This is a genomic window from Chryseobacterium sp. c4a, assembly GCF_009900745.1.
Classification (GTDB): domain Bacteria; phylum Bacteroidota; class Bacteroidia; order Flavobacteriales; family Weeksellaceae; genus Chryseobacterium.
Genome location: NZ_WXVU01000004.1, coordinates 78,507 through 103,537 on the forward strand (window position 1 = coordinate 78,507; position 25,031 = coordinate 103,537).

At 36.1% G+C, this 25,031-nt stretch carries 21 protein-coding genes; 11 read left to right on the forward strand and 10 right to left on the reverse strand.

Going from position 1 to position 25,031, the window contains the following annotated elements; translation table 11 throughout:
• Positions 1-275: 275 nt before the first annotated feature.
• Positions 276-1,637 (forward strand): aldehyde dehydrogenase, encoded by a 1,362-nt coding sequence (locus GTR01_RS07765; protein WP_160137285.1) that lies wholly within the window; start codon positions 276-278, stop codon positions 1,635-1,637.
• Between the two features lie 59 nt (positions 1,638-1,696).
• On the opposite strand, the gene GTR01_RS07770 is transcribed toward GTR01_RS07765, so the two are convergent.
• Positions 1,697-2,266, reverse strand: a complete 570-nt coding sequence (locus GTR01_RS07770; protein WP_160137286.1) for a thioredoxin family protein — start codon at positions 2,264-2,266, stop codon at positions 1,697-1,699.
• Between the two features lie 80 nt (positions 2,267-2,346).
• On the opposite strand from GTR01_RS07770, the gene GTR01_RS07775 reads away from it, so the two are divergent.
• The 4 genes from GTR01_RS07775 (at position 2,347) to GTR01_RS07790 (ending at position 5,670) form a co-directional block, all read left to right on the forward strand.
• Positions 2,347-3,231 carry a lysophospholipid acyltransferase family protein gene (locus GTR01_RS07775; RefSeq protein WP_160137287.1) on the forward strand — a complete coding sequence of 295 codons (885 nt, stop codon included), beginning with the start codon at positions 2,347-2,349 and terminating at the stop codon, positions 3,229-3,231.
• A 6-nt stretch (positions 3,232-3,237) separates the two neighbouring features.
• Positions 3,238-4,215: a glycosyltransferase family 2 protein gene (locus GTR01_RS07780; protein ID WP_160137288.1), complete on the forward strand. Its 978-nt coding sequence runs from the start codon at positions 3,238-3,240 to the stop codon at positions 4,213-4,215.
• A gap of 147 nt (positions 4,216-4,362) precedes the next feature.
• Positions 4,363-4,920: a 3'-5' exonuclease gene (locus GTR01_RS07785; RefSeq protein WP_160137289.1), complete on the forward strand. Its 558-nt coding sequence runs from the start codon at positions 4,363-4,365 to the stop codon at positions 4,918-4,920.
• Positions 4,921-4,938: 18 nt separating this feature from the next.
• Positions 4,939-5,670 (forward strand): T9SS type A sorting domain-containing protein, encoded by a 732-nt coding sequence (locus tag GTR01_RS07790; protein ID WP_160137290.1) that lies wholly within the window; start codon positions 4,939-4,941, stop codon positions 5,668-5,670.
• 3 nt (positions 5,671-5,673) lie between these two features.
• On the opposite strand, the gene apaG is transcribed toward GTR01_RS07790, so the two are convergent.
• The 9 genes from apaG to glgB all read right to left on the reverse strand — a co-directional run bounded on the left by apaG (position 5,674) and on the right by glgB (position 17,863).
• Positions 5,674-6,063, reverse strand: a complete 390-nt coding sequence (apaG, locus tag GTR01_RS07795; RefSeq protein ID WP_066700001.1) for a Co2+/Mg2+ efflux protein ApaG — start codon at positions 6,061-6,063, stop codon at positions 5,674-5,676.
• 81 nt (positions 6,064-6,144) lie between these two features.
• Positions 6,145-7,398: a 2-oxoglutarate dehydrogenase complex dihydrolipoyllysine-residue succinyltransferase gene (odhB, locus tag GTR01_RS07800; RefSeq protein ID WP_160137291.1), complete on the reverse strand. Its 1,254-nt coding sequence runs from the start codon at positions 7,396-7,398 to the stop codon at positions 6,145-6,147.
• A 39-nt stretch (positions 7,399-7,437) separates the two neighbouring features.
• Positions 7,438-10,251 carry a 2-oxoglutarate dehydrogenase E1 component gene (locus GTR01_RS07805; protein WP_160137292.1) on the reverse strand — a complete coding sequence of 938 codons (2,814 nt, stop codon included), beginning with the start codon at positions 10,249-10,251 and terminating at the stop codon, positions 7,438-7,440.
• A gap of 125 nt (positions 10,252-10,376) precedes the next feature.
• Positions 10,377-11,417 carry an SRPBCC domain-containing protein gene (locus GTR01_RS07810; RefSeq protein WP_160137293.1) on the reverse strand — a complete coding sequence of 347 codons (1,041 nt, stop codon included), beginning with the start codon at positions 11,415-11,417 and terminating at the stop codon, positions 10,377-10,379.
• 222 nt (positions 11,418-11,639) lie between these two features.
• On the reverse strand, positions 11,640-12,227 hold the full coding sequence (locus tag GTR01_RS07815; RefSeq protein WP_160137294.1) for an outer membrane beta-barrel protein: 588 nt from the start codon (positions 12,225-12,227) through the stop codon (positions 11,640-11,642).
• Between the two features lie 429 nt (positions 12,228-12,656).
• A complete protein-coding gene (locus tag GTR01_RS07820) occupies positions 12,657-13,925 on the reverse strand; it encodes a glucose-1-phosphate adenylyltransferase (protein ID WP_160137295.1) in 1,269 nt (422 codons plus the stop codon).
• Between the two features lie 16 nt (positions 13,926-13,941).
• Positions 13,942-14,505: a hypothetical protein gene (locus tag GTR01_RS07825; protein ID WP_160137296.1), complete on the reverse strand. Its 564-nt coding sequence runs from the start codon at positions 14,503-14,505 to the stop codon at positions 13,942-13,944.
• Between the two features lies 1 nt (position 14,506).
• Positions 14,507-15,913, reverse strand: coding sequence for a glycogen synthase (locus tag GTR01_RS07830; RefSeq protein ID WP_160137297.1), 1,407 nt, complete (start codon positions 15,911-15,913; stop codon positions 14,507-14,509).
• Positions 15,914-15,916: 3 nt separating this feature from the next.
• Positions 15,917-17,863 carry a 1,4-alpha-glucan branching protein GlgB gene (gene glgB / locus GTR01_RS07835; protein WP_185155106.1) on the reverse strand — a complete coding sequence of 649 codons (1,947 nt, stop codon included), beginning with the start codon at positions 17,861-17,863 and terminating at the stop codon, positions 15,917-15,919.
• A 197-nt stretch (positions 17,864-18,060) separates the two neighbouring features.
• Between glgB and GTR01_RS07840 the strand changes: the two genes are divergently transcribed.
• The 6 genes from GTR01_RS07840 (at position 18,061) to GTR01_RS07865 (ending at position 24,999) form a co-directional block, all read left to right on the forward strand.
• The gene (locus tag GTR01_RS07840; RefSeq protein ID WP_228452180.1) at positions 18,061-19,185 is read left to right on the forward strand and encodes an alpha/beta hydrolase-fold protein; all 1,125 of its coding nucleotides are present in this window, start codon (positions 18,061-18,063) and stop codon (positions 19,183-19,185) included.
• A 4-nt stretch (positions 19,186-19,189) separates the two neighbouring features.
• Positions 19,190-20,605: a M17 family metallopeptidase gene (locus GTR01_RS07845; RefSeq protein WP_160137299.1), complete on the forward strand. Its 1,416-nt coding sequence runs from the start codon at positions 19,190-19,192 to the stop codon at positions 20,603-20,605.
• 140 nt (positions 20,606-20,745) lie between these two features.
• Complete coding sequence (locus GTR01_RS07850) at positions 20,746-21,960, forward strand: acetyl-CoA carboxylase biotin carboxylase subunit family protein (protein WP_160137300.1); 1,215 nt, start codon at positions 20,746-20,748, stop codon at positions 21,958-21,960.
• A 30-nt stretch (positions 21,961-21,990) separates the two neighbouring features.
• On the forward strand, positions 21,991-22,704 hold the full coding sequence (locus tag GTR01_RS07855) for an alpha/beta hydrolase-fold protein (protein WP_160137301.1): 714 nt from the start codon (positions 21,991-21,993) through the stop codon (positions 22,702-22,704).
• 189 nt (positions 22,705-22,893) lie between these two features.
• A complete protein-coding gene (locus tag GTR01_RS07860; protein ID WP_160137302.1) occupies positions 22,894-23,847 on the forward strand; it encodes a RimK family alpha-L-glutamate ligase in 954 nt (317 codons plus the stop codon).
• 30 nt (positions 23,848-23,877) lie between these two features.
• Positions 23,878-24,999: a carboxylate-amine ligase gene (locus tag GTR01_RS07865; protein WP_160137303.1), complete on the forward strand. Its 1,122-nt coding sequence runs from the start codon at positions 23,878-23,880 to the stop codon at positions 24,997-24,999.
• The last annotated feature ends 32 nt before the right edge of the window (positions 25,000-25,031 follow it).

The following is a 25,031-nucleotide window of genomic DNA, read 5'->3' on the forward strand; positions in this document are numbered from 1 at the left end:
ACAAAGACGTTTCACTTAGCAAAGATTCTAATCCACAATCCTCGCTGAACGAAATGCCTTTGCGAACGGAAAATAAGCGGAATGAAAATTATCTTAGCGATTATAGCGCTTAAATTTCAATAGTTTAAATTAATAAAATCATTAAAGAATAGCTCTTAAACGTCAATCATAACGTCCCCCTTCCTGCTCCTATCTTCCATCTTCCCAAACTTTGGCCAATTTATTGTTGCATTTCTCTTATTGTAATCACACCTGCCCTTTTAAACAGCCTAAATATGGAAATTGAAAAAATTTTGCAGAGTCAGAGAGACTTTTTCAAAACACAGCAAACCAAAAGTCTTGCCTTCAGAAAAATGTATCTTGAAAAACTCAGAGGTCTTATCATTTCCAATGAAAACATGCTATACGAAGCGATTTACCAAGATTTCGGAAAATCTAAATTCGATACATTTACTACAGAGATTTCTTTTATCCTAAATGATATTGATTATTATCTAAAAAACCTAAAATCTCTTGCCCGCCCCCAAAAAGTAAGTACTAATCTCGTGAATCAGCTTGGAAAAAGTAAGATTCATTCTGAACCCTTAGGAAATATTTTGGTCATTGGAGCATGGAACTATCCTTATCAACTATCTTTATCGCCCGTTATTGCAGCTATTGCAGCTGGAAACTGCTGTATTCTAAAGCCTAGCGAAATTGCAGAAAAAACCATGAAAGCAATGTCTACAATCATCAATGACAACTTTCCCTCAGAATATCTGTATGTGTATGAAGGAGGTATTGATGAAACTACTAGCCTCCTGAAGCTGAAATTTGATAAAATTTTCTTTACAGGAAGTACTAAAGTGGGAAAAATAATATACAAAGCGGCGGCAGAGCATTTAACACCCGTTGTTCTTGAATTGGGCGGAAAATCTCCGGCCATTGTTACTAAAAACGCCAATCTGGAAGTTGCAGCCAAAAGAATTGCCTGGGGAAAATTCCTGAATGCGGGGCAGACTTGTGTAGCTCCGGATTATTTATTGGTAGAAGAATCTATTCAGGAGCAATTTCTGGAAATGTTGAGAAAATATATTAAAGAATTTAAATACAATTCCAATTCTGAGCAGTATACTAAGATTATCAACCAAAGAAACTTTCAACGATTGATAAAACTTATTGATCAGGAAAAAATATATTTCGGAGGAAATTTCGATGAAGAAAAACGGTATATAGAGCCAACGATACTTCATCATGTAGATTGGAAAGACGAAGTAATGCAGGAAGAGATCTTTGGCCCAATCTTGCCCGTCATCGGTTTTAAAAATTACAATATTGCGCTAAATGCCATACTGGAACTGGAAAAGCCATTGGCTGCTTACCTATTCACCAATAATGCTGAAGAAAAGGAAAATTTCACACAAAAACTCTCTTTTGGAGGTGGATGTATCAATGATGTTGTCATGCATTTAAGCAATGATCATTTACCATTCGGAGGTGTAGGAAATTCCGGTATCGGAAATTATCATGGTAGATTCGGTTTTGAAGCTTTCTCTCATCAAAAGGCAATTCTTGAAAAAGCAACCTGGGGAGAGCCCAATATAAAATATCCCCCTTACTCTGAAAAGAAATTAAGCTGGATTAAAAGATTCTTATAATTCCTGTTTTTCTACAAAATAAAAAAGGTTGCTTCTCATAGAAACAACCTTTTATTTTTTTATGCTTTAGGTTTCCAGGTATTGAAAAACTCTTTTACCTTGTCCTTACTGTATCCTTTTCCTTCTTCGAATACATCACTTTGCTGAACTTTAATCATTTTACCCGTCTTATCTAAAACAATAAATACAGGATATCCGAACTTTTCACCGGGATTATCGTATTGAGCAAAAACTTTCTCGTTTTTGTTATCCGGAGAAAAATTCAGGTGATAATATAAGTAGTTTTTATCTACTAATGCTTTAAGTTCAGGTGTCTCTTGTACAAAATTATTAAAGCGAAGACACCAGATACACCAGTTTCCACCAGCCTGGATCATAATATTTTTTCCTTCTTTTTTAGCCTGAGCGACTAGTTTTTTAAGATCTGCCTGAGCATCTGCTTTTGGATTATAAGGCTTAGGAAGTTTGGCCTTTTCTTCAGCCGCTTTCTTCTTCGCATCCAATTCTGCATGATCAGTTTTTACCAAAAGAGCATTATCACGTACTCTTTCTTCTTTCGGTATATTGGTATTCTGTGAAAAGCCTAACACACCTAATCCCAGAAAAGCTATAATTGCTAATTTTTTCATAACATAAAAGTAAAAAAATAATACTTATCTCCCTACAAAAATAGAACCATAATTTTATTATCACTAAATTTGCGTGTTTTATGAGCTTCTTAATTAAAATATTATATTTCGTCTCAAAACTTCCGCTTAGAATATTGTATATTTTTTCGGACGTTATGTTCTTCCTAAATTATTATCTGGTAGGTTATAGAAAGAAGGTGATTACCCAAAATCTTAGAAACTCCTTTCCTGATAAATCTGAAGAAGAGATCAGAAAAATCCGAAAAAAATTCTATCGCAATTTCTCCGATTATTTGGTAGAAACTATAAAGTCATTCAGTATTTCTGAAACAGAATCCAGAGTAAGAATGCAGCATATTAACCAGGAAGTGTTTCATGAAGCCAAAAAAGAAGGTAAAAATATCATCTTATTGGCTGGGCATGTCTTCAATTGGGAATGGATCAATGCATTGGCCAGAATTATTCCGCAGGGTCACTGTCATCCGGTATACAGAAAGGTAAACAGTGATTTTTGGGAAAACCAGATGAAGAAAGTTCGTAATAAATTTGGGAATGAGGCATTGGAAGCTAATGAAGTGATCAGAAATATTTTCAGATCTGAAAACAATGGTGATTCTGCTTATATGTTTGTAGCAGATCAGACACCGCACTTTTCTCATGTTACGTACGGATTAGAATTTATGAATCAAAGAACTCCTGCTTTTATAGGATATGATAAACTGGCTACCAGAATGGATCTTGCTTTTATTTATTGTGAAATGAAAAAAGTAAAGCGCGGTTTTTATCAGGTTAATTACTACAGAATCTATCCGGATAATGAGAAGTTCGTAGAATATGAAGTGGTAAAAAAATTCCATAAAATGCTGGAAAATACGTTACACAAGCATCCAGACAATTATCTTTGGTCACACAGAAAATGGAAGTACCAAGGTTCCATCAAAGTTTTCGATTCTGAAAAAAATTAGTGTTACATGCAAAACAAACTGGCTATTGCCATCTTAAATTGGAATGGGAAAAACTGGCTTGAAAAATTTCTTCCGAGTGTCGTTCAGTTTTCTCAAAATGCAGATATTTATGTTATTGACAATCTTTCTACAGATGATTCGGTAGCATATCTTCGCGCTCATTTTCCTAATGTAAAAATCATTAAGAATGATAAAAACTATGGATTTGCAGGAGGATATAATGAAGGACTAAAAACAATCACCAATGAATATTACTGTCTTCTTAATTCTGATGTAGAAGTTACAGAAAATTGGATAGAACCTGTATTGAGTCTGTTTGATAAAGACTCTAGCATCTCGGCCATTCAGCCTAAAGTTTTGTCTTATGATAACAAAAACTTCTTTGAATTTGCAGGAGCTGGAGGTGGCCTGATTGATAATCTGGGCTATCCTTATTGTAGAGGACGTATTTTTGATGATCTCGAAGAAGACAAAGGACAATATAATGATGAAACAGAGATCTTCTGGGCTTCAGGATGTTGTTTTTTCGTCCGTTCTAAAGATTTTTGGGAACAAAAAGGCTTTGATGAACGCTTTTTTGCTCATCAAGAAGAAATTGACCTTTGCTGGAGATTCATCAATTCTGGAAAAAAGATCTTTTATACTGGAAATTCCAAAGTATATCATGTAGGTGGTGGAACACTGAATAAGCAGAGTGCTCAGAAAACTTATTTAAATATCAGAAACAATCTTTCTATGATGCTTAAAAATCTACCATTTCCTACATTGATCTGGCTGCTCTTTTTCAGACTTTGTCTGGATGGCGTTGCAGGGATTTATTTTGGATTAAAACACGGCTTTCCTCACCTTTGGGCTGTTGTAAGAGCACATTTTGGCTTTTACGGACAACTTCCTGGAACGTGGAAACTTCGCCAGAAGCATCAGAAAGATCACTTCTATCAATCCAAATGGTTAATTTTTAAACATTTTTTGGGTGGCAGATAGCATGTGATAGGTGGCAGGTAAAAGGGATTAGAGGTTGTGAAAACAATCTTATACTATATAAACATTAGTAAAAAAACTATAACTTCAACTAACCTTAAACTTTGAACTAAAGAACCTGGAACTAGCAACAACTTATAATTTAAAACAATGGACTTCTGCGCAATAGATTTTGAAACGGCTACTCACGAAAAAAACTCAGCATGTGAGATGGGAATCTGTGTGGTACAAGACTCCAAGATTGTAGAGACCAAGACATGGCTGATTAAACCTCCCAGCTTTCCTTATTTCAACAAATTCAATATTGCTGTTCATGGAATACAGCCCAAAGATGTACAGGATGCTCCTACTTTTGATGAGATCTGGTATGAAGCTGAAGAATTGATGTATGGAAGTTTAATGATTGCTCATAACGCCAGTTTTGATGCTTCGGTTCTAAGAGGCTGCTTTGAACACTATGGAATGTTTACTCCCAAACTGAATTACCTCTGCAGCATACAGCTTGCTAAAAAATCATGGAATTACCTTCCAAAATATGGACTGAAGCCTTTGGCAGAATACCATCAGATCCAGTTTAATCACCACAGAGCCGGTGCAGATGCTGAAGTTTGTGCAAAAATATCCTTATTAGCATTTGAGAAGCTATTTATTACAAGAAATGAGGAAATAAATGAATCAATATTAAAAAAATATATCAAAAAACTGTAACTTTAAAAACAAAAAACCATGAAAAAACTCTTACTTTCTCTTACTGCAATCAGCGGTATTTTTATTCATGCACAAACTCAACTTCACAATATAGACTGGAGCTTAAAGAAAGTGGTCAGAAATAATATTACTTACAATCTTCCACAAAACAGTGAAATGGGAAGTCCTATTTTAACTTTTTCAACTTCACCAGGCTCTCCATCTGCTAATCCAACGACAAACATGACAATCCCTATCTGTGGAGGAAGTATTTGGGCATTAATTTATGACATTGAAATAACAGCCACCAGCTTCAATGTCTGGACTCTTGGTGCTGGTAATCCTTCAACCTGTACAATACCGGAAAATATAGCTTTTAATAATCAATATACAGGGTATTACAGTATGGGAACTACTCAATTTAACTATCAAATTACCTTTATCAATGGAGTAAAAACGCTTATTATTACCAATGATGCAGGCGATCAGGCATATTATGAATATGGTACTCTGGGTGCAAAAGAAAGCCGCTTAGCATTGACTGGTAAAACAATTGCCCTTTACCCTAATCCTGTAAAAGAGGGTTCTGTTCATCTTAAAAATGCAGAAAGAATTGAATGGATAAAAGTTTATAATACAGAAGGAAAATTAATTCTTCAGGATTATTCTACCGATGCTAAAATTAATGTCTCTAACCTGCTAAAAGGGGGCTACTTTATGGAAGTAAAATCTCAAAGTGGTATTAGCAGACATAAATTCATTAAAGAGTAATTTTTAATTACTTAAAACTTCAGAGAGCAGGTTGAATTTTGGAATATCAATTTCCAAAGTTTCCTGCGTCTCCAGGTTTTTAACCAGATATTTCCCACTCATGTTCCCTACGCCGGAACGAAGCATTACATTGGAAAAATAAGCGAAATTTTCGCCGGTTCCTATCTCTGGAGTCAAGCCGATGATTCCATCGCCGATAATCTCTGTATATCCGAATCCTACATCAAAGATGAGCCATTTTCTTTTCAATACTTTTATAGGAAAGCTTCCGTCATTTTCTATAGTAATATTGTATTTGAAAACATAACGGTTTTCGGATGGATAACTGTTTTTACTATCATATTCAGGTATTACTGAAACTTTGATATTGGAAGTCATTTTTGAAAACATCATTGTAGTATTTTCTTAATAGATACAAAAATCTCGCCTTTTTTAAGGCGAGATTATATAATTACATTATAATTTTATTAAAAACTATAATCCAAGGCCTTTTCTTTCATCACCTCCCATCAATACTTGAACAGGATTGTCGATACCTTCTTTTACCGCTACAAGGAATCCTACAGATTCTTTTCCGTCGATAATTCTGTGGTCATAAGACATCGCTACATACATCATTGGTCTGATTACCACTTGTCCGTCAACAGCAACTGGTCTCTGGATAATGTTGTGCATTCCTAAGATTGCTGATTGTGGTGGGTTGATGATTGGTGTAGATAACATAGATCCGAAAGTACCACCGTTTGTAATAGTGAAAGTACCACCAGTCATTTCGTCAACTGTAATTTTACCGTCTCTTACTTTTGTAGCAAGATCTTTGATGTTTGCTTCAACAGCGCTGAAAGACATGTTTTCTGCATTTCTTAATACAGGAACCATTAGTCCTTTAGGCCCTGAAACTGCAATTGAAATATCACAGAAATCATAGTTTACTTTGAAATCTCCGTCGATAGATGCATTTACATCAGGATACATTTCTAATGCTCTTGTAACCGCTTTTGTAAAGAAAGACATGAAACCAAGTCCTACTCCGTGTTTTTGAGCAAATTCTTCTTTATATAGTTTTCTTAATCTGAAGATTTCAGACATGTCAACTTCGTTGAAAGTTGTTAACATAGCTGTTTCATTCTTCACAGAAACTAGTCTCTGAGCGATTTTTCTTCTTAAAACTGAAAGTTTAGTAGTTGTTGTAGATCTAGAACCAGTAGCTGTAAGAGGGCTTCCTCCTAATGCAGGAACTGCTGCCAATTCAGCATCAGTTTTAGTGATTCTTCCGTCTCTTCCTGTTCCTGAAACTTGTCCAGCATCCATTCCTTTTTCGTCAAGGATTTTCTTAGCAGCCGGAGATGGAGCTCCTGTAGCGTAAGTTGTTGGAGCAGCAGCCGGAGCAGCTGGTTTCGGAGCTTCTTGTTTAGCAGGTTCAGCAGCTTTTGGAGCTTCTTCCTGTTTTGGAGCTTCAGCAGCAGGTGCACCACCTTCTGGTCTTGCAGCATCCATATCAATTAAACAAACTACCTGACCTACTTGTACCACATCACCTTCTTCTGCTTTTAAAGTGATAACACCACTTTGTTCTGCCGGCAATTCAAGAGTTGCTTTGTCTGAGTCTACTTCAGCGATAGGTTGATCTTTTTCTACATAATCACCATCTTTTACAAGCCAAGTTGCAATTTCAACTTCTGTGATTGATTCGCCCGGTGAAGGAACTTTCATTTCTAAAACTGACATATCGAGTATTTTTTATTTTTTAATTGGATATTATTTAAATTAAGCTGTAACAGGTCTTTTTGCAGGAGCATCGTCTCTGTCGAATACTTTGTTGATTACTGCATTTTGGTTTTTCTCAAACATTTTGTGGCTACCTGGAGCCGGAGCACCGCTTGGTACCGGAGCTACTACCTGGATTCCTGTATCTCTGAAGTTTCTTAGGATATAAGACCAAGCTCCCATGTTTTCAGGTTCTTCCTGAGCCCACACTAGTTGTTTTCTGTTTTCGTATTTGTTGAAGATCGCTTCAATAGCATCCGTTTGAAGTGGATATAACTGCTCGAATCTTACTAGTGCAATATTTTCACAGTTTAGTTCTTCTTTCTTCGCTAATAATTCGAAGTATAATTTACCTGAACAAAGAACTAATTTTTCAACTTTTTTAGGATCTGCTGTAGGATCGTCTAAGATCGGTTGGAATGAACCTGTTGCAAAATCTTCAAGCGGAGAAACCACTTTAGGGTGTCTCAATAAAGATTTAGGGCTCATTACTACCAATGGCTTTCTGAACGCCCACTTCAATTGTCTTCTCAATAAGTGGAAGTAGTTGGCTGGTGAAGTAATGTTCGCTACTACCATGTTTTCGTTAGCACAAAGTGTTAAGAATCTCTCCAATCTTGCTGAAGAGTGCTCTGCACCCTGACCTTCTGAACCGTGAGGTAATAACATTACCAATCCGTCCTGGATTTTCCATTTTTCTTCTGCTGCTGCCAGATATTGGTCAACGATGATCTGAGCACCGTTCACGAAATCTCCGAACTGAGCTTCCCAGATCGTTAATGTATTTGGAGAAGCCATCGCGTATCCGTAGTCAAAACCTAGAACACCGTATTCTGAAAGGTGAGAGTTGAATACATCAAATCTGCTTTCTGAAACTTGTCTCAATGGAACGTATTCTTCTTCTGTATCTTCTGTTTTTACTACAGCATGTCTGTGAGAGAATGTACCTCTTTCTACATCTTCCCCAGAAATTCTTACGTTATGACCTTCCACAAGTAGTGTAGCATACGCTAACCACTCTCCTAACGCCCAGTCTAATGAGTTCCCCTCAATAGCTTTGATACGGTTTTCGAAAAGTCTTGTAATCTTGTTAAGGAATTTTTTATCAGCCGGAAGTGTTGACATTGTAAGCGCCAACTCTTTCAATTTAGCTAAGTCATATTTTGTATCAACAGGTAACTGAACTGCTCCTTTTTTTGCAATTGGATAGTCTACCCAATCTTCAGCCATGAACAGATCCATTACGTTTTTCTCAATCTCTTTAGAAGCATCAAAGTCTTTATCTAAAAGGGCTTTGAATTCCGTCTCCATTTTTGCAATTACATCGTTTGAAGTAATGCTGTCTTTAAGTAATTTCTCTTTATAGATTTCTCTTGGATTCGGGTGCTTAGAAATAGCCTTATAAAGGTTAGGCTGAGTAAATCTTGGCTCATCTCCTTCGTTGTGACCGTATTTTCTATATCCTAATAGATCAATGTATACATCTTTTCCGAATTTCGCTCTGAAATCAGCAGCAAAATGAATCGCGTGAACTACTGCTTCTGCATCATCAGCATTTACGTGCATTACAGGAGATTCTGTAACTTTTGCGATGTCTGTACAGTATGTTGAAGATCTTGCATCGTGGAAGTTAGTGGTGAAAGATACCTGGTTGTTTACAACGATGTGAACAGTACCTCCTGTTCTGTATCCTTCAAGGGTCATCATCTGAGCTACCTCGTAAGCAATACCCTGTCCTGCAATAGCACCATCACCGTGGATGATGATTGGTAATACTTTAGAATAGTCTTTATACTTATCGTCTACTTTTGCACGGCAGATTCCTTCTACTAGAGCTGCAACGGTTTCAAGGTGAGACGGGTTAGGTGTAAGGTTAATGCAAACTTCTTCTCCTGAAGCAGTTTTGATTTTTTTAGATGATCCTAAGTGATATTTAACGTCACCTGAGAATACATCTTCTTCGAATTCTTTTCCTTCAAATTCTGAGAAGATCTGCTTGTAAGATTTCCCGAAGATATTGGTCAATACATTCAGTCTACCTCTGTGAGCCATCCCCAAAACAACTTCATCTACTCCTAACTGAGAAGATCTTGAGATTAACTGATCTAACGCTGGGATTAATGTTTCACCTCCTTCTAATGAGAATCTTTTTTGTCCTACAAATTTCGTGTGAAGGTAGTTTTCAAAGGCTACTGCCTGATTTAATTTTAATAAGATTTCTGTTTTTTCATTCGCAGAAAGACTTGGATGGTTTTCATTTACCTGAAGCCATCTTTTGATAAAATCTTTTTCTTCAACATTGTTGATGTACGTATATTCTACTCCGATAGAATCACAGTAGATATTTTCAAGGTGCTTGATCAAATCTGCTAAAGTAGCAGGCTCTTTCATCCCTGTTTCAACGGCACAGTTGAATTTTGTATTTAAATCTGCTGCAGATAGACCGAAGTTCTCGATATCTAAAGTAGGTGTATAGTGTCTTCTTTCTCTAACTGGGTTTGTTTTTGTAAACAAGTGCCCTCTTGTTCTGTAAGCCTCAATAAGGTTTACTACCTTAAATTCTTTCTTGATGTGTTCAGGAACTTCTCCGCTTGTTACTGCCTGAGAAATCTGTTGTACTGCCGGAGCAGCGTTGGCCGGAGCCTGAATAAATTGAGTGTTATCGTCATCTCCGTAGTTCTCCAAAGCAAAATCGAAGCCTTGGAAGAAGGCTTTCCATGATGGTTCTAAAGAATCTGGGAATTTTAAGTACTGTTGGTATAAATCCTCAATTAACTGAGAATGAGCTGCGTTTAGGAATGAAAATCTGTCCATTATTACAGTTTATCTATTTATTAAAATTTATTTGTAGAATTAATCTTCAAATTTAATAAAAAAAACCGAGTTAGAACAGTCTGAAACCGTTAAAAAAAATTAAGAAAAAAATAATTGAAAAAAAATTACTTATACACTGATAATGAGAGCTTAATATTCACCTCCTGACCTTCCATAGGACGTTCAATAAAGGTCTGACGGATATCTCCGAAGCGCATCTCATCTTTTTTGGCTTTCAGAATCAGCTGCTGAATGGCCTTAATTCGGCCTTCATAGCTCCCTTTGTAGTACATTACGTAGTTTTGGGATGGGTTCACTGTCCTAAAATTAAAGTTATTGTCAGATACCCCAATTTTCTTAGAAAGTGGAATTCCCAGGAAGTAAGAAACCTCTTTGTCTTTATAGTTATCTGCATCGGTCATCAGAACCGGATATCCAAATTCATCATCCCTTTTACCAAGATCCATTGTTACGAAATTATATACCTTGTTATAATTCATCACAATATTTTTATAAAGAGCGTCTTTTTTATTGGCTGTACTTACATTGATCCCTAACAACAGCTTATCTTCTTCATTTTCTACCATCAGACTGTCATACTTGATTGCTGCCATCTGGTTGTCTTTTTCAACTTTATTTCCTAGTGAATTTTTAAGATTCACCATACTTTTATTGATATTTTCAGCAAAACGGTCTTCTGTCCAGAAATTTTCTACTCTTCTCCAGACCGAAAGTTTCGGAGTATGTACATACCATGTAATTTTTGTTTTTTCTGCAGAGACCGGCTTGAATTTCACATCAACTAATGTCGGATTTTCATTTTCATCCTCAAAAAGCTGATACTTTAAGGTTTTATTGGTATTTTCATAACGGATGAACATTTCACCATCGGTATCGTTCTTTTTATCAACATAGCTAATAGCACTTCCCTGTCCTTCATAAGGCGTATAATAGTCTATATCCATAGATTGTGAACTGGTAAAAAAATTGTTCCATCTTGTAAAGTTCTGAAGATTATTGAACTGAGCAAAAACCTTATCTACCGGATAATCAATCTCTTTTTCAACGGTGAAATTCTTACTTTCATCTACAAAATAGTACATAGAAGCCGCATAAGCACCTCCCAAAAGAACAATAACTACCGTTAAATATTTAAAAATACGCATCGCACAAAAGTAATACAAATAAAAAAAGTGACCAATATACTGATCACTCTAATTATATGTTTAACAATAATTAACCTGGTAAAAAAATGGAAGCAGGGCAAATTAACAAGTAATCAAATGATTAATGATGTTTTTTTAATTGAAATTTTTGTTCATTGAACCTATAGAAACAAAAAGCCGGAAAATCCCGGCTCATTTTTTTAATTTACATTTCAATAGGAATTATTTCAATCCAAAGTTTTTTGATATTCCTACCCCAACTTCCTTACCAAAAGAGAAGTTGAATTTATTATTGGTAACATCAGCACCATCTTCTTTTAAATAACCGTATCTGATCCCACCAATGTTAAAATTTAATCCAAAACCATTCTTAAAGTTAATGAATAATGCTGGTGTAAAATTAGTATAGAACCCATTCATTTTTCTTTCACTGGAAGTAGCAGCAATAGTATAGGTATCTCTCATACTCTGATATCCCGCCCCCAGATCTCCATATATTGCAAAGGTCTGGCTTAATGGAAGAGCATAACGTACAAATGGCCCGATAGCAAAACCGTTTTCCTTTAATGTTCCTTGCTCCATTGGTCTTTTTCCTGATGTAATGGTAGAATTAAGTCCTACTGTCCAATGATCACTGAACTGGTACCCTACTGTTGGTGTAAAGCTAAAAGACTCTACTTCACTTTTTTCACCGGAAATACTGGTATTATCACTACTATATCCAATATTACCTCCTAATAATAGCGTATTTTTCTGAGCGCTAGTTATTCCAAATACTGCAATAGCAGCAATCGCCATAATTTTTTTCATAATTTCAAAATTTGTTTTTTATGAATCATTAACAATTCATATGCCAAATCTTAAAATATGTTAAACATACAATATATTAAATATTAACTACTTACACTAAAATCAAACCCTAATCCATTCCATTCATCATATTAAATGTTAAAAAAAATAATCAAATTTTAATCATTCTAGTACGATTTTGATAGTGATATTTTTTTCAATTATTTTCTCCACAAAAAAAGTGACCCAATATTGATCACTTTAATTTTATTTTTAATGATAATTAATCATGTTATGGATGAAAGTATTGTGAGAGCAGATAGAAACTCCTATTCATCTATCATCAACACAACCATTGTTTGAAATTATTATTCGTTTAATCTTTTCATAAAGAAAAATATATCTAACCATATCATTGTAATAGTTTTTAGTTTTTCTCCTCCCTATTTCCTATCCAATATGCGTCCCCGGTGCTATTACCGCCCCTTTCTTCACAACCACAATCCCATCCTGTACAGAATAAGTTCCATAATCACCATCAGGAATATGTTTACCACCGATAATTTTTACATTATCTCCGATATAGCAATTTTTATCAAGAATAGCTTTTTCAATATAGCAGTATTTTCCAATTCCCATATTTGGGCGGCCGCTTCTATCGTTCATGACGATTTCCGTAGTATTTTGATAAAAATCGGCACCCATTACATAGGAATTAACAATAGTACTTCCTTTATCAACTCTGGTTCTGTTTCCAATTACTGAGTTTTCTATTTTATCTGCCATGATGATGCATCCATCTCCAAAAACTGCTTTGCTTACATAAGAACCATTGATCTTTGATGGCGGAAGCATCCTTGCCCTTGTATAAATCGGAGAAGATGAAAACAGGTTGAACTGTGGAAGATCAAGACAAAGATCCAAATTGGCCTCGTAAAATGATTCTATCGTTCCAATATCCGTCCAATAACCTTCATATTGATAACTTAATGTTTTGTATTTCCCAATAGAATTTGGAATTATATCTTTTCCAAAATCATCACCCGCTCCTTCATCAAACATTTTCTTAAGAATAGTTTTGGTGAATATATAGATTCCCATGGAAGCCAAATATTCTTTACCTCTGTGTTTATTTTCTTCAGAAACTTCAGACGTCAGACCTTCCAACATATCATAATTCGGTTTTTCGTAGAAAGACGTAATATTTCCGTCATCATCGGATTTTAAGATTCCAAAACCTGTTGCATCTTTAGCGTTTACAGGAATGGTTGCAATGGTAAGATCTCCTCCGTTTTCGATATGAAAGTCAAGCATTTCTCTGAAATCCATTTGATAAAGCTGATCTCCGGAAAGGATTAAGATATATTCATAATCATATTTTTCTAGATGCTTCATAGATTGACGTACAGCATCTGCAGTTCCCTGATACCAGCTGTCATTTTCTACATTCTGCTCTGCTGCCAGAATATCTACAAAACCCTGGCTAAAGATATCGAAGTGATAAGAGTTCTTGATATGTGAATTTAAAGATGCAGAATTAAACTGAGTCAGCACGAGAATTTTATTCAAGCCTGAGTTTAGGCAGTTTGAGATTGGAATATCCACCAATCTATATTTTCCAGCAATAGGAACTGCCGGTTTTGATCTGGAATACGTTAACGGGAATAATCTTGTTCCTCTGCCACCGCCCAATACAATAGAGATTACATTTCGGTTCATAAATATATTGCGTTTTTTATTTTATTAAGTTTACTGTTCTAGTTTTGGTGTCCACCTGCACTGTACAGCAGATTATTTTTTTATAATTTTTATCAAAATTGTATACTATCACTTCGTATACTTCAGAATTACCAAGTTGTCTGACCTCTTTAAGTACTCCGTCAATTTCTGTGTTGCAGCTTTTAAGCTTTTCGCGAAACGGCTTATTGATAATCAAAATATCCATGATATCTGCTTGCTTCGTTATGAAAGCTTGAATATCCTTTTCGTATCTTACCTGCCAGTCTTTCCCGTATCTCTTTTCTAGTGCTGCATACGTTTTCTTGTTTTCTACAGCTACGCTATCCATAAGCTCCTGAGTTACCTCACAGCCTGCAACATCTATATTTTTTATTTTCCATTTTTCAGAAATTCCTTCTACCAATCTCTGCCTTTCCATATCGGGCATTCCATAGCCCAGTATTGTATAGTAGAATTCTTTAGACTGAACCTTCTCTTCTTTTAACAGGGTTTTCTGATTTCCTTTCTCACAGGAAGCAGTCATTATCATGAGTATTCCCAAAAGAAGATTCTTTATCATATCAGTTTTTATATAAAGCTATATATTTTTCTGCAGATTTTTCCCATGCAAAATCAAAATTCATATTGGCATGAATAAGTTCTTCCATCATTCCTTTTTGATTATAAACTCCTAGCGCCCTGTTCATCGCATGTACAATATCATCTACACCGGGATATGTAAAGTTCAAACCGGCCCCACCTGTTGAAATATCTTCTACTGTATCTTTCAATCCGCCTGTATATCGTACCACAGGAACCGTTCCATACCTCATAGAATACATTTGATTTAAGCCGCATGGTTCTACTCTTGATGGCATCAGGAGAAAGTCTGCGGAAGCATAGATCTTATGAGAAAGATGCTCCTTATAGCCGAGATCTACAGCAAAGTTGGTGTAGGTATAGTCATATTCTTTGAGTTTATTCTCAATATAGGTATTTCCTGAGCCCAAGATCATAATATTCAAAGCTCCATAACTTTGTTTGATACTTCGCCATACCACATCCGGTAACAAATCAGCTCCTTTTTCTGTAGCAAACCTACCAATGAATGCAAATAACGGCAATGCCGGGTTTAGCCCATATTCTTTACAAAGCTTCTCTTTATTCTTTTTCTTTTGAGCGACAGCATTTTTACTGTTAAAATTAAAATCCAGCATCGGATCGGTTTCAGGGTTCCAGACTTCAGTATCAATTCCGTTGATAATCCCATAAGCTTTTCCGAATTCCTGACGAACGAGACTTTCAAGCCCACGGAAACTGATGAAAAGTTCTTCCAGATATCCTTCAGACACTGTAGTAAAAGCATGAGAACATTTCAGCATACTTGCCAATGGATTCATAAAACCGTTCCAATCCATTAATCCCCATTTGTAAGCATCAAAAGAAGGCATATAATTGGCCATATTCCAGCTCATCATTCCCTGGTATTCTCCATTATGAATCGTTCCAATGGTTTTTACGCCTTGTAAAAAGCTAAATTCAGGGCAATGCTCTACCATAAAGGGAACCAATCCTGTGTGATAATCATGACAATGAAGAACATCCGGTCTGATTTCCATGGCACACATCCAATGCAGGACACCTTGCTGAAAAGCCAGAAACTGAAAGCTCTCATCCTGATACCCATAAGGATTATCTCTATCCAATAATCCCGGAATTTTCACCATATAAAGCTCAAATCCCAGAACATTTGTTTTCTCTTTCATCACCTGAACCTGAAGCATATTTGATCCCTGATGAATAAATCCATCAAAAACTACCTCAAATTCATGTTCGTAGAAAAAGGGTTTGTTGTACCATGGCATTACTACCTTGGCCTCTATTCCTTTTATTTTGTTCTGATATTTCGGAAGTGCCCCGACAACATCTGCCAAGCCGCCTACTTTTGCTACAGGATAACATTCTGTACTTAAATGATAGATTACCATTTCTTATCTTTTGTGTTTAATTCTGTGTAATTTATATTTTTTATCTTTATGTTGTCTCAAAATAATTCCGGCCAGGGGTGGTAATTTGATCGTCATAAACTTTTGATGCTCGGTTTCATCTTCATATTTTTCTTCCAAAACCTCACAGATTACTCCACTTCCACTATATTCATCATCATCGGAGTTAAAAATCACTTCCCAATGGGTTCCATTAGGAATCTTTATTTTGTAATCCAGGACTTTTGGTGCCAGATTTAATACCGTCATCAAAATATCATCTCTTCTTTTACCTTTTCTGAGATAAATGTATACTGAATTTTCCAGATCATCAGCCTCTATCCATTCAAAACCATTTTTATCAAACTGGTTCTCATACAAAGCAGATTCGGATCTGTATAAATGATTAAGCATTTTTACAACATTCTGCAATCCTTTATGCACAGGATATTTCAAAAGATGCCAATCCAGGCTTTGGGTAAAATTCCATTCACTGGTTTGCCCGAATTCATCACCCATAAAAAGAAGCTTGGCTCCCGGATGGGTATACATATAGACATACAAGGTACGAAGATTCGCAAATTTTTGCCACTCATCCCCTTTCATTTTATAGATAAGACTTGCTTTCCCATGCACAACTTCATCATGCGACAAAGGCATCATATAATTTTCATTATACATATACATGGAAGCAAATGTAAGTTTATGATGGTGAAATCTTCTGTTGACAAAGTCTTCCTTAAAATAATCCAGCGTATCATGCATCCATCCCATCATCCATTTCATTCCAAAACCTACACCTCCCTCATGAACAGGCTTGGTAAGCATTGGAAAATCTGAGCTTTCTTCAGCAATTGTTATAATACTGTTTCCGAATTCCTTGTAAACGGCCGTATTAAATTCCTGCAGAAAGGCTTTAGCTTCAAGATTTACATTTCCACCATATATATTGGGTTCCCATTCACCTTCATTCCTTGAATAATCCAGGTGGAGCATTGAAGTAACAGCATCTACCCGAAGTCCATCTGCATGATAACGATCCAGCCAGAACATTGCATTGGAAATAAGGAAAGATTTCACTTCATTCCTTCCATAATTAAAGATATGGGATTTCCAGTCAGGATGAAAGCCTTTTCTTGGATCTTCATGTTCATACAAGTAAGAACCATCAAAACGATGGAGTCCATTGGCATCACCCGGAAAATGAGAAGGTACCCAATCCAGGATAACGCCTATATTGTTCTGATGAAGCTCATCAATCAGGAACATCAGATCCTGTGGTGAACCGAAGCGTGAAGTAGCAGCATAAAATCCTGTGATCTGATACCCCCAGCTTGGATCATAAGGATATTCCATAACAGGCATAAACTCTACATGAGTAAACTCCATTTCTTTTATATAGGGAACGAGCTTTTTGGCAATCTCACGATAGTTCAAAAACTTATCAGGATCTTTTTCTTCTCTTACCCATGAGCCTAAATGCAATTCATAAACAGATAGGGGTACATCCAAACTATTTTTCTCCCAGCGGTTTTCCATCCATTCTTTGTCCTCCCATTCATACCACGTTGTGGAAACCAATGAAGCTGCCTGAATATTCTGTTCCCAACTTAAAGCAAAGGGATCACTTTTTTCTAATATTTCTCCTCTTGCTGTTTCCACAGCATATTTATATAAGGTACCCCAAGGTAATTCTTCAATAAAGCCTTCCCATATCCCGGAACCGTCCCATCTTGGGAACAAAATATGATCTTTATGATTCCAGTTATTAAAATCTCCTATTACAGATACCTTTTTTGCGTGCGGTGCCCAAACTGAAAAATAAACTCCCTCCACTCCATCTTTCTCTACAGAATGCGCCCCAAATTTACCATACAGCTTATAATGTCTACCTTCTTTGAAAAGATACACATCATGATCGGTGAAAAGCGTATAGGTTTTAACAGAATTCATCAAGATCAGTTTGTATTTATATTTTGTCTGAAACTACGAAAAATACTGACATTAGCGATTAATTATTCATCAAATAATTATCAAGTTAGTTTTCTTTCTTCGTTTCCTATCAAATATATCATTTTTTAATTCACTTTTTTATGATTCCAAAACAATCTTTTTTATAAATTTAGCAAGCTAATATTTATTAAACACTTATGATGAGGTTTGAACTTTATACTGATGAAAAAGATGACAGGCCGGTATTCATCACCGGAAATTTCAACAACTGGAATCCTAAAGACTACACGTACCAACTTCAAGAATTAAATTCTGGAAATTACTCCATAGAAATTGATGACCAATCACTTCCGGATGAAATAGAATATAAATTCACCAAAGGAGGCTGGGAAAATGTTGAACTTGACAGATACGGAAATATCACCCCTAACCGGAAGGTAAAAAAGTCCATACAGTCTACTTCTGATAAAGTAGAAAAATGGAGATTAAACTGGGGGCCTTTTAAAGAAGAGTTCTTCCCCATTGCTGAAGTGATTTCTGAAAAATTCTATATTCCGCAACTGGATCGCTATCGTAAGATATGGGCTGTATTACCTTACGATTATCATACCTCTGATAAAGAATATCCTGTTTTATATCTCCAGGATGCTCAAAATCTTTTCAATGAAGGCAGTGGTTTCGGAAATTGGGAAATTGATAAAAAACTTTCTATTCTTGCAGAATATGGACGCGGTGATGTTATTGTGATTGCCATAGAACATGGAAGTGAGGACAGAATAAAAGAATACATCTTCGATAATGATAATGTTGCCAATGGTTCCGAAGGAAAAAAATACATCCGCTTTATTGCTGACACTTTAAAGCCTTATGTGGATGCAAATTATCGCACGAAAAAAGACAGAGATAATACAGGAATCGGCGGCAGTTCACTGGGAGCACTGATCAGTATCTACAGTGGATTTCTTTATCCTGAAGTATACTCCAAGTTATTAATCTTCTCTCCTTCTCTTTGGGTAGAACCTAATAACAACTTCCCTATGATGAATTTCAGAGTCCCTTTTAAAACAAAGATATATTTATATGGTGGTGGCCAGGAAGGATCCAAAATGGTAAAAAGAATTCATATTTTCGAGGAATATCTGAAAAGATGGGAGAAAAAGAACCTTTTCGATTTTGAATTCAGAACCAACATTAATCCTGAAGGAACACACAATGAATTTTATTGGTCACAAGAATTTCCAAGAGCTATTGAATGGCTATTCTATGACAATACAGAAAACCCTGTTGAAGTAAAACCACAACAACAAAGCATTAAGAACTAAATTTATGAAACTAATCAACAAAAAAAATAAAAATTACACTCAGGTTTTCCATTTATTCACAGAGGAAGAATGGGCAAAGGCTGGTAAAAATTTCAATAAAAACATTTCAACTTTCTTCACTGGAAAAAAGCATGAGGTGTTCATCAATGCCCATGAAGAAGGGATTACTTATTTTATCGGGTTGGGAAAATCTACTTTCCAAAACTTCGAAATCCAGCAGATTGGGGTGAAATTTTCACAATCTCAAAAAGAGAAACTACATGCTGTTCCAACGTTACTATTGGCTGATTTTCTTAATGAAAAACAGTTTGAAGAATTTGTGAAAGGACTGCTTATTGGAACGTACAATTATCCTTTTGAAAAAAAACACCCTTTCTGGAATGTCAAGTTTGAGCTTCATTTTGAGAATTTAAGCCAGAAAAAACTAGACCACATCGAACAGAAAGCCTTGGCTTTAAGCAACGGACAGATCGCATGCCAGGAGTGGATGAATAAACCCGCGAATCTCAAAAAACCGGATATTTTCAGTTTATATCTTAAAAATCTGGCCAAAAAGTATGAATTAAAATATACAGTCTTCAACAGAAAAAAATGTGAAGAACTTGGATTGGGTGCTTATCTTGCCGTTAATCAAGGAAGTGCTTATGATGCTGCATTTACTATTTTAGAATATAAAACTACAGTTAAAAATGCCAAAACATTTGGATTGGTCGGAAAATGTGTATTGTTTGATACTGGAGGAATCTCCTTAAAACCTTTCACCAATATGCATTATATGAAATCTGATATGGGCGGGGCAACCGCTGTTTTAGGAACTTTAATTTATGCTGCAGAAATGAATCTCCCGGTAAATATCGTTGCTGTTCTTCCCATTACAGACAATGCTATTTCCGAAAAAGCACTGCTTCCAAGCGATGTTATTACGGCCTACAATGGCAAAACTATTGAGGTGATGGATACCGATGCAGAAGGCAGACTGATACTTGCTGATGGGCTTTCCTATTTAGTCAAAAATTACAAAACAGATTTCCTTATTGATCTGGCCACTTTAACAGGGAGTTCAGTAAGAATGTTTGGAGATACTTGTGGAGCTATGTTCTCTAATAATGAAGAATTGAAAAATCTTTTGATAAAAACCGGAGATCAAACCAATCAAAGGCTGTGGAATCTACCATTATGGGATGTATGGAAAGATGATATACAATCTGATGTTGCCGACTTAAAAAACATGTCCTTAAAACCTGTTGGCGACTGTATTATTGCAGCCAAATTTCTGGAGCATTTCATTGAAAACCATCCTAAATGGGCACATCTGGATATCGCGGGAGTTGCCTTTGGAAGCGTAGGCTATGCTAAAGAAAAAGCAGCTACCGGTTTTGGTGTTCAACTCTTGTCGGATTTAATCGAAAATTATCACTAAAAATTAGTTTATTACAAAAATTCTCTGTATACTTGATTAGTGATTTAGAAAAGTATATCATATTTTAAATTTTGATATTAATCAAATAATAAAGAATTGCTTTTATTTTTGATAATTCACTAAAACTTAAAAAACATTATATGGAGGAGAAAATTATAGTATGTATTTCGTGCTATTACAAGGGCTATGATTTCATGGATGAAATGAACAAGCTCGGTAATAAAATCATCTTAGTAACATCAGAAAATCTTAAAGAAAAAAACTGGCCCTGGCATGCCATTGATGAGGTATTTTATATGCCTGAAATTAAACCTTCTGTCTGGAACCTTGAACATCTGATTCAGGGGTTTTCTCACCTGATGAAAACCAGAAAAGTAGATGCTGTGGTAGCTCTTGATGACTACGATGTGGAAAAAGCGGCCCTGATCCGGGAAACTTTTCGTATTCCGGGAATGGGACAGACAACTCACCGCTACTTCAGAGATAAGTTGGCAATGCGCCAAAAAGCAAAAGATTCGGGAATTAATGTTCCGGAATTCACAGCCGTTTTCAACGATGATACAGTGAATGAGTTCGTGGATAAAGTCCCTGCACCTTGGGTATTGAAACCCCGTTCAGAAGCTTCAGCATCAGGCATCAAAAAGATCATGACTAAAGAACAGCTTCACGAAGCGTTGGATATCCTTGGAGAAGAGCGCCATCTTTTTTTGCTGGAAAGCTTTAAACCCGGAGATGTATATCATGTAGACAGTCTTACATTCAATAAAGAAATTGTATTTACTTCTGCCTCGAAATATCTTGCTCCTCCCATGCAGGTTTCCCATGAAGGTGGTGTTTTCAGATCTAAAACATTAGGAAGATACTCAGACGAATTCAAAGCATTAGAAGAAATTAATTCCAGAGTCCTTTCCAATTTCGGATTGCTCAACGGAGCAACCCATACAGAATTTATCCGTGGTAAAGAAGATGGAAAGTGGTACTTTCTGGAAACCTCTTCCAGAGTGGGCGGTGCACACATCCCTGATTTGGTAGAAGCTTCAAGTGGTATCAATATCTGGCGGGAATGGGCGAAGATTGAAGACGCTCTTTTAAGAAACCAAAACTATAGTGTTTCACCCCCTACAGGCTATTACTCCGGACTTATCGTTGCTCTAATTAAAGATAAAGAACCCGATTATAGCAAATTTGAATGTGAAGAAGTGGTAAAATTTCTTCCTATAGACTATCATGTCGGAATTGTTTACAAATCCAGTGAAGCATCTGTGATAGAGGAAAGATTGGAGAGTGCTACAGAAAAAATTAATGCGGAAATGCTTAATATCCTTCCGCCTAAGACGAGTAAATTAAGCAGTTAATAATACACAACCATTAAAGTAAAAATTTACATGCCTCACATAGAACATACAGACTACTATTCCAATATACTGGGAACGAGTCTTAAAGTAGAAGTAACAGGCCATTATGGTCATCCTATCATTATGTTCCCAACTTCTCAAGGCCAATATACCCAGAACCACGATTTTCATCTTAACGGAAGCATCAATTGGTTCATAGAACAGGGAAAAGTAAAACTTTATAATATTCAGACCATCGACAGCTGGAGTTTTTATGACGAAAAAATACCTCCACAACAAAGAATAAAAAACTACGAACGGTATGTACAGTTTTTGATATTGGAATTTGTACCCTATATCCAAAAGCTTCATAAAACCCACCGTGTAGCAGTTGCTGGAGCTAGTTTTGGAGGTTATCATGCCGCTAATTTTGCGTTCAGATTTCCAGATGTGGTTTCTCATCTATTTTGTTTATCCGGAGCGTTCAGTATAAGAAACTTTATGAACGGATATTCTGATGATCTGGTGTACTTCAACTGCCCAAGAGAGTTTGTAAGAAACGATGAAACCTGGAAATACAAACATATGCATATTGTATTGAGTACTTCAGATCAGGACATCTGCAAGGACAAAAATATTGAAATGGCTGAAATTTTAAGAGTGAAAGGAATTGATTTTTGGTATGATGAAAGAAAATGGATTGGGCATGACTGGCCGTTATGGAGAATGGTTTTTCCAACCTTTATTGGGGTCTATTTTTCTTAAAAGCATTCCAATAAAACAAAAAAAACAGTTTGTAAAATAGTATAATACAACTTACTTAAGTGTTTTAAATAAAGATTTTTAAATTAAAAAGAAGATCAATGTTTTAGCGCTTAAGTTTTAAAAATATGAAGAATCACAGATTCTTTAAGAAATAAAATAGATATATACCCTCATTTAAAAACAAAAATTATGACAAAAAAAGTAGGAATTCTATTCGGTATGGAGGACACATTTCCCTGGGCATTTATAGACAAAGTGAATGAACTGGGTGGCGGAGACATTGTGGCTGAACCAGTTACCATTGATAAACTTGAACAAGGTGCAGATTATGGCTATGCCGTCATTATCGACAGAATTTCGCAGGATGTTCCTTTTTACAGAGCATATCTTAAAAATGCAGCGCTTAACGGTACTTATGTCATTAATAATCCGTTTTGGTGGAGTGCTGATGAGAAGTTTTTCAATAATGCCCTGATGAGTAAACTTGGAATCCCATTACCGAAAACAGTATTACTCCCCTCTCATGAGAGACCAACCGATACTTCGGAAACTTCATTCAGAAACCTGAAATTTCCGCATGACTGGGAATACATTTTCAATTATGTTGGATTCCCGGCTTATATGAAACCTCATGATGGTGGTGGCTGGAAAAACGTTTACAGAGTAGAAAATCCGGATGATCTTTGGAACAAGCTCGGAGAAACAGAACAGCTGGTGATGATGGTTCAGGAGGAAATTGTATTTGATGATTATTACAGGGTTTATTGTCTGGGCAGAAAATATGTACATATAATGCCTTATGAACCGAGAAATCCGCACCATCTGAGATATGCTACAACGCATCAGACCCAAGGTAAAGAGCTTGAAAAACTATTAAAAACCATTCATGATTATACGATTAAAATGAATGAAGCATTAGGATATGATTTCAATACTGTAGAATTTGCGGTAAGAGATGGTATTCCTTATGCAATCGATTTCTGTAATCCGGCTCCGGATGCAGACAGAAATTCTGTTGGGGAAGAAAATTTTGCATGGATTATAGAGCATGCGGCAAAACTGGCTATTGAAAAAGCTAAGGAATATGTTCCGGGAAAACCTAATATCACTTGGGGAACTTTTGTGAAGGATTCCATAAAATAAGATTGAAAAAGAATAAAAAAACACAAGACAATGCATCATCAGTTTACTATTGGAATCGAAGAAGAATATCAGATTATTGATGTGGAAAGCAGAGATCTGATATCTCATGTTTCAAAAATCATTGAAGGCGGAAAAGCGGTATTAAGTGAAAATCTAAAACACGAAATGCACGAATCCATGATTGAGATGGAAACAGGAATCTGTCAGAATATCCAGGAAGCCAGAGCAGAATTAACGAATTTGAGAAGACATTTGATCAACACTGCCCACGAGCAGGGACTTCGCGTTTCTGGAGGAGGCACCCATCCTTTTTCTCATTGGTCAGACAATAATATCACTCAGGGAGAAAGATACATCAAAATCGTAGATGATATGGGAGATGTAGCCCGTGAAAACCTTATTTTTGGACTTCACGTACATATTGGAATTCCTAATCGAGAAGAAGGAGTAAGAATCCAGAATGTAATGCGCTACTTCCTGCCCCACGTCTATGCCCTATCTACTAATTCTCCGTTCTGGATCGGAAGATATACAGGTTTTAAATCTTACAGACAGGAAATTTTCGTAAAGTTTCCAAGAACGGGTATACCAAGTTACTTTAATTCATTGGCTGAATTTGACAGCTATGTTGACTTATTGGTAAAAACAGGAACCATTGACAATGCTAAGAAAATCTGGTGGGATTTGAGAGTTCATCCATTTTATCCTACCATTGAATTTAGGATTTGCGACATGCCGTTAAGAATTGATGAAACAGTGTGTCTTGCTGCCATTATGCAAAGTTTAGTAGCTAAAATTTATAAACTTCACCAGCAAAACCTGAGCTTCAGAAGCTACAGAAGACTGTTATTGAATGAAAATAAATGGCGAGCTTCTAAAAGCGGCATTGAAGCTCATCTGATTGATTTCGGGAAAGAAGAATCTGTACCTTATCCTATTTTATTGAAGGAATTGTTGGAGTTTATCGACGATGTGGTGGATGATTTAGGATGCCGCCATGAAGTAGAATATGCATGGAAAATTCTGGAAAACGGAACCGGCGCAGACAGACAACTCCAGATCTTCAAGGAAACCGGAGATCTTACTAAGGTTGTGGATTACATGATCTCAGAAACGGAGTATGGCATAACACATGGCGAACCTGCTTCATAATATTTTTGGTAACTTTACAAAAAATATGATGT